Annotated in this window: 9 protein-coding genes; 2 read left to right on the top strand and 7 right to left on the bottom strand. The window is 59.9% G+C overall.

From position 1 onward, the window contains the following. Positions 1-4,446: a DUF6531 domain-containing protein gene (locus ABB27_RS10365; RefSeq protein ID WP_083491252.1), complete on the top strand. Its 4,446-nt coding sequence runs from the start codon at positions 1-3 to the stop codon at positions 4,444-4,446. Further along, entirely contained in the window at positions 4,443-4,745 is a 303-nt protein-coding gene (locus tag ABB27_RS10360) for a hypothetical protein (protein WP_152984532.1), read from the top strand. The genes ABB27_RS10365 and ABB27_RS10360 overlap by 4 nt, the downstream gene beginning before the upstream one ends. 96 nt (positions 4,746-4,841) lie before the next feature. Here the strand turns inward: ABB27_RS10360 and ABB27_RS10355 are convergent, their stop codons facing one another. The 7 genes from ABB27_RS10355 to tssK all read right to left on the bottom strand — a co-directional run bounded on the left by ABB27_RS10355 (position 4,842) and on the right by tssK (position 14,750). Further along, positions 4,842-5,459, bottom strand: coding sequence for a DUF7738 domain-containing protein (locus ABB27_RS10355; protein ID WP_152984531.1), 618 nt, complete (start codon positions 5,457-5,459; stop codon positions 4,842-4,844). Between the two features lie 182 nt (positions 5,460-5,641). Next, positions 5,642-6,430: a M949_RS01915 family surface polysaccharide biosynthesis protein gene (locus ABB27_RS10350; RefSeq protein ID WP_152984530.1), complete on the bottom strand. Its 789-nt coding sequence runs from the start codon at positions 6,428-6,430 to the stop codon at positions 5,642-5,644. After that, positions 6,354-6,833 carry a C40 family peptidase gene (locus ABB27_RS10345; protein ID WP_057628624.1) on the bottom strand — a complete coding sequence of 160 codons (480 nt, stop codon included), beginning with the start codon at positions 6,831-6,833 and terminating at the stop codon, positions 6,354-6,356. Before ABB27_RS10345 ends, ABB27_RS10350 begins: the two co-directional genes overlap by 77 nt. Positions 6,834-7,380: 547 nt before the next feature. Then, positions 7,381-8,025 (bottom strand): DUF7738 domain-containing protein, encoded by a 645-nt coding sequence (locus ABB27_RS10335; protein ID WP_152984529.1) that lies wholly within the window; start codon positions 8,023-8,025, stop codon positions 7,381-7,383. Continuing rightward, positions 8,022-12,614: a type VI secretion system tip protein TssI/VgrG gene (gene tssI / locus ABB27_RS19950; protein ID WP_083491251.1), complete on the bottom strand. Its 4,593-nt coding sequence runs from the start codon at positions 12,612-12,614 to the stop codon at positions 8,022-8,024. Before tssI ends, ABB27_RS10335 begins: the two co-directional genes overlap by 4 nt. 10 nt (positions 12,615-12,624) lie before the next feature. Next, the gene (gene icmH / locus ABB27_RS10325) at positions 12,625-13,416 is read right to left on the bottom strand and encodes a type IVB secretion system protein IcmH/DotU (protein WP_057628621.1); all 792 of its coding nucleotides are present in this window, start codon (positions 13,414-13,416) and stop codon (positions 12,625-12,627) included. After that, complete coding sequence (gene tssK / locus ABB27_RS10320) at positions 13,416-14,750, bottom strand: type VI secretion system baseplate subunit TssK (RefSeq protein ID WP_057628620.1); 1,335 nt, start codon at positions 14,748-14,750, stop codon at positions 13,416-13,418. Before tssK ends, icmH begins: the two co-directional genes overlap by 1 nt. Positions 14,751-14,820: the final 70 nt, after the last annotated feature.

Genomic DNA, 14,820 nt, shown 5'->3' with positions numbered 1-14,820 from the left:
ATGAGCATCGCTGCCAAGCATCTTGATCCGCAGTTGGGTATCGATATCCATATGTACGCGGTGCCGCCCAGTCCGCTGCCCACGCCGCATATCGGGCTGGTGCTGGATCCATTCGACTACATCCCGTTCATCGGCTCGACGATCAAGGTCAATGGCGTGCATCGCGCCACCGCCGGTACCGGCGGCCTGGATGTGCATATTCCCTTGGGCGTGTGGGCGCCACCGCTGGCCGCGCCGATGGGCCCACAGTTCGACGGCGAAGAGATATTCATGGGCAGCCGCACGGTATCAGCCGATGGCGAGCCGTTCTCGCGCTTAGCCATGCCGGTGCTGGATTGCAACCTGGCCGGCATGATCAACCCGTTCCGGGTGAAAAAACCCAAGAAGCCGTTGCGGGCAATGTCGCTGCCGACCGGTTTGAATGTCGCCATTCCCACCAATGTAACGGTGGGTGGCCCTCCGACGATTTCGTGGACGGCGATGGCGTTCCGTGCGGCCTTCGCCGGCCTGGGGAAACTGCGCAAGAGCAAATTCTTCCAGGGCAAGATGGATGCCTTCAAGGCGTGGCGGCAAGGCAAGTGGGGTCACCTGCCGCCGGGCACACTCAAGTGCAAAATCCTGCGCGCCGAGCCGGTGGATACCCGTGACGGCAGCGTGGTGGTCAGCCACCAGGACTTCGAAATTCCCGGCCGCCTGCCGTTTGTATGGCAACGCAGTTACAGCTCCGCGCAAGCCGAGCGCGGCGGCGCCTGTGGCATGGGATGGCAGACGCCTGCCGACATCAAGCTGGAGGTGCTGGCCGATGGTTCGGTATGGATGTCCGGGCCGGGGCAGGTCGCCTTTTTCCCCGAGCTGCCGCCGGTTGACGGTGAAGCGGCGGCGATACTGGACTTCGTCGATGGTGCACGCCTGCTGCGACAACGCGGGCAATTGCGGGTGCGCTTCAAGGGCGGGTTGCAGTATGTGTTCGGCAGCGATCTGCCGGCAGGGATCGCGCCGTTGCCGGCACATGGAAGCCTGGCCTTGCAGTGCATCGAAGATGCCAGCGGTAACTATTGGCGCTTTGAGCGCAACGACGGCCACTTGGTACGTATCGTTGAAAGTGGTGTCGATGGCCTGCAAGGGCGTTTCATCGATGTGGATGCGCGGCACGGCCGCATTGAGCGCATGGCTATGCACGACCCGGCAACCGGGCTTGTGCACCCCTTGGTGAGCTACCGCTACAGCAATGAAGGCGATCTTGTTGCTGCGATGGATGCGTTCGGCGCTGCGCGCACGTTTGCCTATGCGCAGCACCGATTGGTGCAGCATACGGACCGGGTTGGCCTGTCGTTCTATTACGCTTTTGATGCGCAGGGGCGGGTAGTGCACTCCTGGGGCGACGGTGGCCTGTACGACTACCACTTCGAGTACGACACGCTGCTGCGCGAGACCCGCGTGATCGATTCGCTGGGCCACCTGAGCGTGATCAAGTTCGACGAGAACCAGCTGCCGCTGTGCGAGATTGATCCGCTCGACGGCGTCACCTTCTTTGAGTACGACGACTTCGGCCGCACGGTGGCGGTAACCGACCCGGAGGGGCTGCGTACCGGTTTTGCGTATGACGCGCAAGGCAATCTGTGCTGCCTGACGCGGGCAGACGGCAGCAGCTTGCAGATGGAGTACGACGACCACGACAACATGGTCGCGCTGCGCTCACCGGATGGCGCCACCTGGCAGCAGGCCTATGACGGGCGCGGATTGATGGTCGTGCAGACCGATCCACTGGCGGCAAGCACGCGTTATGACTATGACGCCTGCGGGCAATTGCTCGCGCAGACCAATGCGCGGCAGGCAGTCACGCAGCTGCGCTACGACCGTCACGGTCTTGTCGCAGCGGTGATCGATGCGCTGGGGCATGAGAGTCGCTATGAGCAGGATGCGCTGGGCAATCTGCTGCGGCAGGTAGATCCGCTGGGCCAGGTCAGTCGCTATGAATACGATCCCAAGGGTCGCTTGCTGGCAACGGTGACGCCCGATGGTGCAGGCGTGCGCTGTGAGTACGACGCGGAAGATCAGCTTGTCCGCTACACCGACGAAGCTGGCGCGCAGACCCGGCTGGAATATGTCGGCATTGGCCAGATCGGCCGCCGCCTGCAGGCCGATGGCCATGCGGTTGAATACCGCTATGACAGCGAAGAGCAGCTGATCGCCGTCATCAATCAGCGCGGTGAAACCTATCAGCTGCTGCGTGATCCGCTTGGTCGCATCGTCGAGGAAGTTGACTATTGGGGCCAGGCACGACGCTATGGCTATGACGCAGCCGGGCGCTTGACCACCACGGTCGATCCGCTCGGCCAGAAGGTGGCTTTCAACACCGACAAGATGGGGCGAATCACCCGCAAGACCTTGCCGGACGTGCGCCATCCCGGGCAGCAACTGCAGGAGCACTTTGTTTACGACAAGCTCGGTCAGTTGGTGGAAATGCGCAATCCATCGCGTACGGTCAAACGTCGCTACGACCCGGTCGGGCAATTGTTGGAAGAGCTGCAGGATGGCTTCCGCGTCGGTTACGGCTACGACGAGGTGGGCAACCGGGTGTCACGAGAGACCTCTGCAGGCAATCACCTGGCCATCGGTTACGACCTGCGTGATCAGGCGGTGTCGATAGCGATCAACGATGAGTCTCCCATTCTGATGCAGCGCGATGCACTGGGGCGGACCACGCAGGAAACCCTGAGTCCGCATCTGCAGCGCAACTTCAGCTATGACAGCCGCAACCTGCTGACCTCGCAATCGATCCTGAAGGACGCCGCGCCGCTGTTTGAAACCCGCTACGACTATGATCGCAGCGGCAACCTGACCCGACGCAGTGACAGCGGCCAGGGCGTGGACGAATACCGCTACGACGCCATTGGTCGGCTGCTGCAGCACACCGACCCGAAGGGCAAGATAGAACGCTTCTTCAATGACCCAGCGGGCGACCGCCTGCGCACCGAGATCAAGCAGGTGCAGGCACGCAAGGTGGTGGGCGGCGACAACGATGAGCTGGTCACCTGGACGCGCGAAGGTACCTATCAAGGCGTGCACTACGTCTTTGACCGGGCAGGCGACCTGATACGCAAAGGCGCACCGCACGGCGACGCTCCTGATGATCTGACCCTGATCTGGGATGCTAATCATCGCTTGGCGGAAAGCCGGCGAAATGGGCAAACCACGCACTACGGCTACGACCCGCTAGGCCGAAGAGTGTTCAAGCGCAACCCGACGCAGACGACGTGGTTCTTCTGGGACGGCGATGCGTTGCTGGGTGAAGTGCAGCAGGCGAATGACGCTGATGAAGCGGCGCCGGTTTGGGTGGGGAATGTTGCGAACTTGGTTGAGGTCAAGGCGCGGCAAAAAAAGTTGGCGGCGTTGTATGACGGGCTGCGGGAGTACGTATACAAGGATGAGAGCTATGTTCCCTTTGTCGCAATCCACAGTTTTTGTTTAGCTTGTTATCAGAGTGTTGAACGGTCTCATGGGCTACAAGGGAAGAATGTGCGCTTGAATGCCTGCGAGGAAGCGCCGGCCATACATGGGAGCGGGCAAGTTAACTTTGCAGCACAGAATGGCCTAGCTGGTCTTGGCTCGCTTGGTTCGATAACGCTCGGAACGACGGTCGCTCCTAGAGATCGGCAGGCCTTCGAAGGAAGTGAAGTGGTGGGCTTTACTGGCGGTGCGCAGGTCGCAGAGGTCGAGGGGAATAAGTTCGGGAACCTATTAGAAATATCGATGGAGGCTGAGCGTCGACTGCTCTTCTTCTCGAACGATGTGAATGGGTGTCCGATTCATCTAGTTGACGCATTGGGAAGGAATGTTTGGAGTAACAATGGTCAACGCGTCGCGGAATCGCTTGTCGAAGTCTCCATTAGGCTTCAAGGACAGTACCAAGATGAGGAGACTGGCCTGCGATATAATCGGTTCAGGTATTTCGATTGTTTTATTGAGTCGTTTGTCACGCAAGATCCGCTGGGCTTGGCGCCAAGCGAAAACGTATACGATTTCGCTCCAAATATTTTTACTTTCTGCGATCCGCTTGGGCTGCAGAAAATTAATGGTCAAACAGCTGGAGGGATGTCTCGCACAACGCCCACGTGGAGGGCCCGTTATGGGCCAAGCTCGATGCGCGAGCACCATCTCATACCCCAAGCGATGATGAAAAATGGTGATTTCATGGATCAGTTGCGTGCAATCGGAATCAAGGATCCAGCCGATTACGTTCATCGGCAGATATCAATAATTCCGCACGCGACACACGCTGCTTTGCACGATAATGGATGGAATCGTCAATGGGAGAGTTGGATCGCTTCGAACCCGAATTTCAGTCGTCGGGAGCTACAGTCGTTTATTGGATCACAGATGAAACGACATAATGTTCCCCGATCATCCCGCAATTTCGCAGGCAGATACGGATGCAGGAAGTGAATAATCAAATTTCGAACAATGTCAATAAGGCGTTAATTCTTTTGGACCGAGGTGATGTGGAGCGCGCAAAAGAATGCCTGCAGAAGGCGATCTCGGAAGCAAGAGAAAGGTCTGATTCTGTAGGTGAGGTGAGGGCGTCGGTTATTTTGGCTGACGTTCTTATTGATACTGGTGCTGTGGGGAGCTATGAGCTTCTTGAGCACGCGATGCGGATTGAGCTTGACGATGAAGAGCGCGAGGTGCTCGGCGTAGAGTTGTCGCGTGCGGCGGAAATTATGCAATTTCGCGCTGGGAGCTAGGTGAGTTGCGTCGTTCGGATTGCGACATCAAGAATGTTCGCTGATTGATGCTGGCAGTCGCCCTCCAACGTTTACTGACACTGAGGGGCTGCTTGGCTATAGCTGTGGAGCCTGCTGCAGTTCCAACGTGTAGATCACGCTGTCTTCGATGCGCCCATCGACGGCGAAGGCGATGGATAGCTGGTCCGGCGCAAGATCGGTGCGGTGAGTGAAGCACGTGGCTACACCTTTGGTGCAACTGAAATCCCAAGCTTGACCACCTGCAGTTCGCAGATCGCGCACCGTCGTTCGGTTCGTGATCACCAGCCCTTGCAAGGACAGCGGCTGACTGATGACGCTTAGTGGTTCCAGCTCGGTGCCGGGCGCAGCGACTTCAAAGCCAGCAGCTTCGCGGTCCATATGGTTCAGGACAATGGTGACGACGCTGGCATTGGGGCTTTTGCCGTTGTCGGGATAGACACGGATGCCAAGCTTGTCCCAAACCAGTACGGTAAGGCCGGGGCTTGGCTGGGTGCTTCGATAGTCTTGGCCCAGCGCTTGTATCCATTCGCTCATCGGTGCGCCGAGATTCAAGGCGTTGCCTTGATAGATCAAACCAGTGGGCGTGGTTTGGATCACAGGTCCTGCGCTGGCAGCTGCGGCGGTAGTTGCTGCCGCGGGAGGCTGAGAACGGGAAGATCTCGCATCGCAGCCGACGAGTGCGATACCAAGCATGGCGGCTGTGAGTAGACGTCTGCTGACTTCTTGCCGCGTCACTTAGCCTTGTTCTCCTTGCTGAAAATGTCTTTGTAGACGTGTGCGATGTTGACCCGGCTGTCGGTCGCTGAGGCAACTATGCGCATGCGCCTGGCAAGAACTTTGGTGGTGAACGACAGCCTGGTCTGGGTGAGCCCTGTTCAATAAGTAGATCCGTGTTTGATCGCCGTCCAGACGTTGTCCAGGTGTGCCCGAAGCGGCGTCGATGCTTTGGCTACGTTCGGATCATCACGGCGTTCGCCACCGAATGGTGGGTCGCCTTCAATCTCCACGAGTGAGTCGCCGTTCACTACAAAGTGTTGCTGATCACCTTGGCGTACATCGATACGCAGGTGCTGGGAGTCGATGCCACCGCCGCAGAAACTGTGGCTGGCGAAAGTCAGCTCTGCGCGGCCATCTTCATCCAGGTCTGTTGCCTGCGTCTGCTCCAGGAAATAGTCGGCTTCCAGATCAAGGCCTTCGCATGAGGTGGGCTGCTCAACCTGCCAGCGCGAGGTCCATGGCACGTCAGGGGTAGTGCGAATAAACTGTTCCGCAATCAAGGTAATACGGTCGACGGACTCTTCAGTGGCGTCCTCTTTCAGTGTTTCCTCACTGCGTGAAAGCAGAAGTAGTCCGTGACCATCCTTGTCGTCGAATGCGAGCTGCTTTACAAGCGTGCCTTCGAACATGCTCTTCAGTTGGTCTAGAGGAAGATCGGGGCGCACCTGCACGTTAGCCATGCGCTCCGGCTCCACCGCAGCTATTACCTTTGCTTGTGAGACTTCGGCTGTGTCAAATGACGTGGGTGAACTACAGCCTGATGTGGCGAATACCGATAGAAGCGCCACTGCCAACGCGAACAGAGCTGTGTCAGCGCGTATTGCCCCCGGCTTTTTTGGCGACGACGATGCCGAGGGCGGTGTTGAGATCAGCAGCAGCCAGTTCATCGAGCTTGGATTCCTTTAGTTCCTTCTGAGCGAAGGGCAGATAGCTTGTCGGTACGTAATAGCGCAGGGTCGCAGGGTTGAATCGGACGAAGTTGATCTGATCGCTTTGGTTCCCGCCCAGTAGAACAGGCCGCTCGCGCTCTATCGAATAGACGAAGCCGACGTGCGAAGTTCCTACCAGACCTATAGCGCCATACACGGGTTCGGCGATCTGGCTGAAATTGATGGTATCCGCGGCGAAGGACCGCGCACGGTATGGGTGCGGCGAAGAAATGGGATAACCCGCGCTGCGTAGGCACCAGTTCACGAACGAGGCGCACCAAGCGTTGGAGCTACCTGCCAGACTAGTGAATTGCCGACCGTAGCCAAGTTCGGAATGGAAGTTCACAGTCTGGCTGATCATGGCTTCTTTCTTTCCCGCCCACTTGCTCGCCTGGGTGTAGGCGTGTTCGATCCACGGCGAAGTGTTGTACCAGAAGTACTTTCCAGATGTGCCGGTGTTGGAGTTGGTCGATAGCTTTGTTGTCGATGCGATAAGGGTACCCGACAGTGCAGCCTTCCTTTGCCTGGATCTCGGTCACACATTGGTCTGCAATGAGGCGTTTCGCGCAGCGTGTGAAGAGGCTGGCTTGAGAGGCATGGCTTTCGAAGATATTGAGGCGTACACGAAGCGTGACTTCTGGGACTAAGGCTATGGATGCTTGCTGCCTTTGATTCGCCGCCTGCTTTGTGGATGTGCTCAGGATCTATCAAGAGGAGGGAGGACGTGCAGGTGTTTTCCCCGGCAGGTCGCTGTCGCCGCTCTGCTGTAGGGTATTGAATTCCCATACGACCTTTGTCGGCACGGCAGAGCGAGTTTGTTGCATTGCTCGGCTTGCCACGCCAAGCGTGTTCTCTGAATGCTGCTGGCAGCCGCTCTCTAGTGCTTGCTGACGCGGGGGTCTGCGTGGTTATCGCTGTGCAGCCTGCTGCAGCTCCACCGTGTAGATCACGCTGTCTTCGATGCGGCCATCGACGGCGAAGGCGATGGATAGCTGGTCCGGCGCAAGATCGGTGCGGTGGGTGAAGCAGGTGGCAACACCTTTGGTGCAGCTGAAATCCCAGGCATCACCGCCGGCTGCGCGCAGGTCACGTACCGTTGTGCTGTTGGTGATCGGCAACCCCTGCAAGGACAGCGATTGGTCGTAGGTGCGCAGGGGCTCCAGCTCAGTGCCGGGCGCAGCTACTTCAAAGCCAGCCGCTTCGTTGTCCATATGGTTAAGCACGATGGTGACGATGCCGGCGTTGGGGTTCTTGGCGTTGTCGGGGTATACACGAATGCCAAGCTTGTCCCATACCAGAACCGTTAGGCTGGGATTGGGTTGGGTGCTTCGATGGTCGGCGCCAAGCACTGCTACCCATTCGCTCATTGGCGCGCCAAGATTCAATACCTTGCCTTGGTAGATCAGGCCGGTAGGCGTTGCCTCGAGGACGGGCTTCTCTTTGACGGCCGCATCGGCGGCCGCAGCCGACGCCGACTCTGCCCGTGATGAGCTGACATCGCAGCCGATCAGCATCATCCCGAACAGCGTTGCCGCCAATAGACATTTGTTCACTTCTTGCCGCTCCCTTTGACCTGGTTCTTCTCGCCGAAGAGATCTTCATAGAACTTGGTGATGTAATCCCAGCTGTCGGTGCCATAGCGGCCGACACGGCGAATGCCCTCCAGTGCGTCCTTGCCATGCTCTTCGTGCAGGTGCTCGATCTCGGTGGCCGACGCGGCCCTGCGGATGTTGGCGGCGTGGTCCTTGGCCCAGGCCGATACATGCGGGCATTGCCAGCTGCTGTCGTAGGGGTGGACCAGGTAGTCCTGCGCGATCTTCACCGGATCGCATTGCCCGTTTCCATTCCAGCGGGCAAGCATTGCCTTGCCCACCTCGGTCACCGCTTGCTGCGCAAGTTTGGCCGCGAGCGTATGCAGCGGATGGACGTCGTGATCCTTTGCCAGCTGCGAATGGCTGGGGTCGGTTGAGCCGCTCTTGTTCGGGTCGGAATCGAACATGGTCTGGGCATCGTCGACGCTGTTGCCGATCAGCAGAAGCAATTGCTGATAGACAAGGTTGTAACTGTTCAGCACCAGACGCATCGGGGCCGAAGCGATCCAGCCTGCGCGTTCCAGATACTCGTGGCCCGGTATGCTGAGCATACCGTCGCGCAGCTTCAGGAAGTTCTGGAAGCCGGTGTAATAGCGTTGATCGCTCTGCTCGGACAGCAGGACGAGCATGATCTTCTCGCTGTCCGAGCGCTCGCCCGGCTTGCTGGCTTTGAATTCCCAGCTCTCTACGCTGAACAGCTTATGGGCGATGGGCTCGGCCAGGCTGGCAATCACATCGGTAGAGCCGAACATGCCGGTCACTACCGGGTACTTGTGTTTGCAATCGGCAGCCGAGGTCCACAGAAGAACATTGTTGTGCCCTATCTTGCGCAGGCTCAGCTCGCAGAAATTGGAGTGGGCGAAATAGTCTTCCAGCACATGCAGCGCGGAGCCGAAGTGGCGCATGCCGTCGGCAGTACGTCCCAGCGAAATCGCCTGCTTCAGCTCCGATGCCATGAAGGCGCTGGACCTGGCGATGTAGCGCTTCATGGATGTCGCGTTGTCCACGCCGAGCAATGGGCTGTTGGCGGTGACCCAGGGTTCGAAATCCTTGTCGACGGTCTTCGGGTCGGCGGGATCTGGCTTTATGTTCTTTGGGTTGTCGATGTGCTCGCTGGGGCGATAGACACCCAGGCGCGCCGGGGTGACTTCGTAGTGGGCTTTATCGCGATAGCGCAGTTCATGGAACTCGCCGCCGGCCAGAATGTCGACAATCTTGGTTAGTGCCTCGCGCGAGATGTACTTGCCCAGATCCTTGGGCATGTTCGGCGGGCGGACAATCTTTGGATCGAGCAGCTGGGAATAGTCACGCAACCAGTTGCCGAAGTAGATGGCGGCAAGATCGCTGCGGCTGAAACCCACCCTGCTAAGAACAGCTTCGATCGAGCGGTGCCCGAATGACTGGCCAGGGTTCTTGGCGTGGTTCTGTCCATCGCCGGCGCTGAATCCTTCGTAGCGCCCGTCCTGAGTCTTGTTGCTCTCCTGGGCAACCGGGCCTTGTTGGCGCAGTGCCGCTTGCACCTCGGCGTAATTGACCTTCAGCGGCCCGCTGAAGTCCGGCGAGGTGTAGTTGGCGTAGGTTGTCTCGTGCGTGCCTTCCAGATCGAAGAGGGCAAAGCGGTAAGCCATGCCTGTGCCTTCTTCCTGGGCGCTGTCGGTAGCGATGGTCGGCTTGCCGTCGGCGCTTTTCTCGGCCAGGTCGTTGCGCAGGACGTTGTCGACGTGATGGCCAAACTCGTGCAAAAGGACGGCGAGCAGCTCACGCGAGGCTTCAATCGAGGTTGAAGCCTGGTCGGCGGCTGAGGCGTGCACACGGATCAGGCGCTTGGCATTGTCGTAGTCGGCAGGATATGGTCCGCCCTCCAACACCTGATGATCGGGCGGCGGGAAGCTGCCGCTCTTCAGCGCTTCCTGCAGCTTCATATAGGTTCTTGCAGGCACGTCGAAGCCGAATGTGGGGGCCATCATCATCACGAATTCGATGGGCGTCGACTTCTCTGCGGCGCTACGCAACTGGTCGTAGGCGAAGGTGCTGTCTATCTTGCGCGCCGGATCAGGCTTGATCTTGAACGCGGGCAGCGGTGGCAGCTTGGGTGAGGAACTGTTGCCAGCCATGAACGGATGTTCGCCGGCCTTGACCTTGAACTCGCCCGGGCAGCTGAAGGTGATATCACCGCCTTCCAGGGTGATTGCACTGCTGCCTGCCTGCAGCACGATCTTGCTCTTGGCCAGTACATCAATGCGCGCATCGGTGGCGGTGACGGTAATGGCCTGGTCGGCCAGCAGTTCCAGTTCACCGTCGTTGGCCTGCAGGCTGACCGGGCCGTTGGCGGCAATCAGGCGTACCGGGCCGCCCTGCGCGAACAGCGAAACCTGGCCGCCGGATACCGCGGCAATGGTTTCGCCGCTGCTGGCGTGCAGGTCCTGCTGTACGGTCAGTTGCAGGTTCTGCCCGGCGAAAGCGATCGCGCTTGCCGGCGTGGTCCAGGCAATGTGATTCGGGGCTTCGGCCAGCAGCACCGGTTTGGCGAAGCGCTCAACCGGCTGATCGCCAGGTGTGCGGCCATCGCTGGGCTTGAACTGGGATTGGCCGTTGACCACCGCCTGGAAGCGACCGTCCGCGGCCGGGTCGATCTGCTGCCGCAATTGACCGGTCTGCTGCCACGCCTTGAGGCCGGGCACCTGCTGTTGCTGCAGGGTCTGTTGCATCTGCTCCAGGCTGCGCTCAGCACCCTTGAGCTGTGCAACCACCTCGGCATTGTCCATCACCGTGGAGGTGGCACGTTCCTGTGTACTGGCTGACAACAGCAGACCTTCGGCCGCGTGCACATTGCTCCAGCCCTGGGTGGCAAGTTCGAAGCCTTCGCCGCGTAGCGCGCCGCGTGCGGTGTCCTGATGCTGGATCAGGTAGCCCAGCTCGAGGCGGCTATCAGCCAATGAACTGTGCAGGCGCGTGCGCAGCTGGCCAGGCGTGTCGTCGATTACCCATTGCTGGGTGCCACTGCCGTCGTGGGCCTGTGTATGCAGGCCGCTGAGCACACCGGGGTGCTTGGCATCTTCATCGATGCCGCCACCAAATGGCGGCGCGACATTGCCGTTGTAGAGCTGGCCAGTGATGCGTGGTTGATCGATGTCACCGTGCAGGAACTCCACCAGCACTTCGCTGCCGATGCGCGGCAAGAAGGCGGTTCCCCAGTTGGGGCCTGCCACCCATTCGGCGACCGATACCCAACTGCCGCTGGTGTGATCACCTGGCGCATGCCCGGCCTGCGCGCTGCCGGTTTCGCTCAAGCCGCCGGGATTCGGCGTGCTGCCGCGCTGCCAGCCAAACTGGACGCGAACCTGATGCTCACGGTTGGGGCTGAGTGCGGCGTCGGCCACGCCGACTACGCGTGCCGTCTGCGGGCCGTGCAGGGCAGGGCGGTCGTGCGGTAGCGCGCGGACGGGAACGCTCGCATCTGTAGTCAGAAACTGGTTGCGATAGCTGCCGCGTTCCAGCTCGCTGTTGCCAAGCAGTTCGGCGATGCCGCTGTCGAGGTTGTTGACCGCCGCGTGGGCGACTACCAGGATCTGGAACTGGGCGCCTTCGTGCTGTGGGTGCTGGCTCAGCGTGAAGCGCGTGCCTGCGGACATGCGTCGTTCGCTGCTGCTGCCATTGTGAAGCAGCTGTGCGACCTGCAGCGCATCCAATCGCGCCTGTGCTTCGTTCTGCGCCCAGCTGGAGTCGTTGAAGCGGCCGGCGCGTGGTTGTACGTAGACTTCCAGTGGCGGAACGTCACCGCCGTCCGCGCTCGCCTGCGCGGCGATGGCGTTGAGCTTGTCGCTGTGCCAGCTGGCGACCGTGCTGTTGTTGGGGACCAGCTGGCGCTGCTCAGCGAAGCGGGTGATGCCATCGCTGGATTCGCTGGCGGCAATGCGATGGAAGCGGATGTTGCCGATGTCGGGCAGCTCGGCCTGCGGTTCAAACACCACCAAGGTGTGTGCGCCGTCACCGTCCTGGGCCTGCTCGATGCGCCAGGCAAGGCCGCTTTCGGCGAGCAGCCGACTGACGAATTCCCAGTCAGTCTCACGGTATTGGGTGGTGACCTCGCGTTGCGGCAGCGCAGCTTCAATATCGAAGCGATAGTCCGCCTGCGGGTAGTCATCAAAGACCTGCGTGCAGATAGCGCGTATATCCAGATCCTGGAAGATCACTGCATTGCGGCGCAGGCGCAGCAGTGCGGTCCAGGGTTCCAGTGCAAGCTGATAACGCGCCAGGCCGCCATCACTGCCCAACTGCGCAACATCGGTACACAAGCCATGCCATTGCCGATGGCTGCCATCGGCAAGCTGCAGTTGCAGCGTCAGCGGCTGCTCCAGCCAGCTGTCGGTCTGCAGGTAGGCATCCGTGCAGAGACAGTCGATCTGCAGCCGCATGTCGCCGCACAGGGCCTCCTGGCCCTCGAAGCGCTCAACCACCAGGCCCTCATGTGGGGCCTGTAGCTTGATCAGGCGGTCTTGATGTGAAAGCGCCGCGAGTGCGACAGACAACGAGGAGCTCGGGACGTCCATATCGACAGGCTCATGGCAAGGTGATCGTGATGTGCGCAGTGCGTTCGGGCATCTGCACGACGTTGTTGTAGGCAGCCAGTTGCTGGCGGGTATCGTGGCCCATGTAGGTGCGAAGGCCGATGAAGGCCAGCACGCCGAAGCAGCCAACCACCGCAGCCGGCAACCACAACGGAATTACCCGGCGTAGCTGGTTGCGGATGTTGTCTGGCGGCAGCGCGTGGGGCGCGAAGCCATGCCGCTTGCCTTTCAGGTAGACGATTTCGTCGCCCAGGCGCGCGGTCAGGTAGCCCAGCTTTTCGGTGCCTTCGAGGCGGTACTTGCCCTCGAATCCCATCAGCAAGCAGTAATGGTAAACCTCCAGCGACGGCAGTCGCGGTGCACCCTGACGGCGCAGCTCTTCAAGCTTGTCGAAGAAGTGTTCGCCAGCCAGGTGCTCGCCGAACATGCGCAGCTGCAGTGGATTGCGTTCCCACACCTCGTGCAATGCCGACGGCTGCGAGAGGATGGCCTCATCAACGGCTGCGCAGAAGGCGTACTTGGATGCGTAGACATCTTCAGCGGCAATGCCAAGGCGCATCGCGTTGCGTTCGACGCTGTCGAGGAACTTCTGCACCGTCTGCACGAAACCTTCGGCATCGTTGGGCAGCTGCCCGCGCTTGAGCAGCAACAACAAGTAGAAGCCATCTGCCATCAGATCTTGCAGGCTTTGCGGCGCTGCGGAGATCTGTGCGTTGTTGGCCATGGCTGCGTTGCCGGTCAGTGACGGCATCGGGCCCGGGGTCGGAGGCAGGTGTGAGTTCATCAGGTGGTCACCGCAACGAGTTCGAGCTTGAGATCAGCAATGCCGGAGGGGACATAGATCATCAGCGACTGCGATTTGAGCATGCGTTCATACAAAGCACCGCGTGCATCCAACTCGAAATAGTGGCTGCCGGGACGGACCGGAATTGCAGCCGGCACCTGCGCCGCGTGGGTGAGCTTCACGCCTGGCAGCGCGGAAAGCACGCATTTCTCCACGTCGTCGGGTGCGCCGATCTTGAAACGGATAGGCACCGTCTGGATCAGCTCCTGCGCCGGCATGGAGGCCGAAACGGAGAGGTAGAACGAGGCTTCGCCATCGATGCGCTGCGAATCCAGCCGGCCCAGATGGTAGGACGGCTTGATCTCGTTCAATGCGATCTTGAAGTAGCGCGTGGAGATAACGGTTTCCAGCAGCGCACGCACGATTTCCAGCAGCTTGCGGAACGAAGCCTCCGGTTGATCGTGGCGATACACCGGCAGGTCGTTGAGCTGGTACGTGTTGGAGAAGGTGAGCAGGGCGCCGGCCATGCGCAGCAATTCCTGGTGCAGGCGCTCGGGGTGCAGCTGCGGGTGATGCAGCAGATGGGCGAGGGCGCTGAACGATGAATTGATGGTGTGCAGCAGCCAGAACGATGCGATATCGCCCGAGCGGAATTCAATGATGTTCTGCGAAGTTTGCCGGTGCAGCCCGTACAGCGCATCCACTTTGGCTTGCAGCGCGTCCAGTACGGCGCGCAACTCGCGATGCAGGAACGGCGATGCCTGCAACTGCGCGCAGGGTGGGATGAATTCATCGTCCAGTTCGAAGCCACCGCTGGATGTTCTGCGCACGCGTGCAACCGGCACGGTGGCGTAGGCATCCTTGGGTTGGTCATCGGTAAGCAGCTTCACTGCTTTGCTGAGATATGCCAATTCAGCTTCGGCGGCATCGGTGAACAAATCATCCGAAACCCGATTGGCCTGGCGATAACGCGCAAGCACGCTGCCTTCAGCATCTGCGCAATTGCGACCGTCATCACGCAATAGCGGTAATGCCAGATACACGATTGTTGCCTGTACCCCGGGTGGCAGATCCTGCAGAGATACGGCATCGGGCAAGCTGTCGTGCACCGGCGCGTCGTAGCTCTCGCCGTCTGGAAAAACCGCAGACAGATCGAGCGGGCGCAAGGTGCCACCGGCCAATGCATGCGGGTCAAAGCGCACACGCCGCGCGCCCCATGCATAGGGGTGCAAAGTCTGCGACAGATCCTGCAGGCGCGCCTCGTGATAGGCGTCTTGACGCTGGAAGTGCTGCGGGCGAAGGAACAATCCTTCACCCCATAAAACCTTCGACATCCTGCTTACGTAAGCCACATTTCAATCCTTGGAAATTCCGTTGGCGCGTTGCATCGAGCGTGGCGCTCAA

Source organism: Stenotrophomonas terrae (assembly GCF_001431465.1).
GTDB lineage: Bacteria > Pseudomonadota > Gammaproteobacteria > Xanthomonadales > Xanthomonadaceae > Stenotrophomonas > Stenotrophomonas terrae.
Note: the sequence above shows the minus strand (reverse complement) of the source record. Positions and strands in the feature narration are given on the sequence as shown.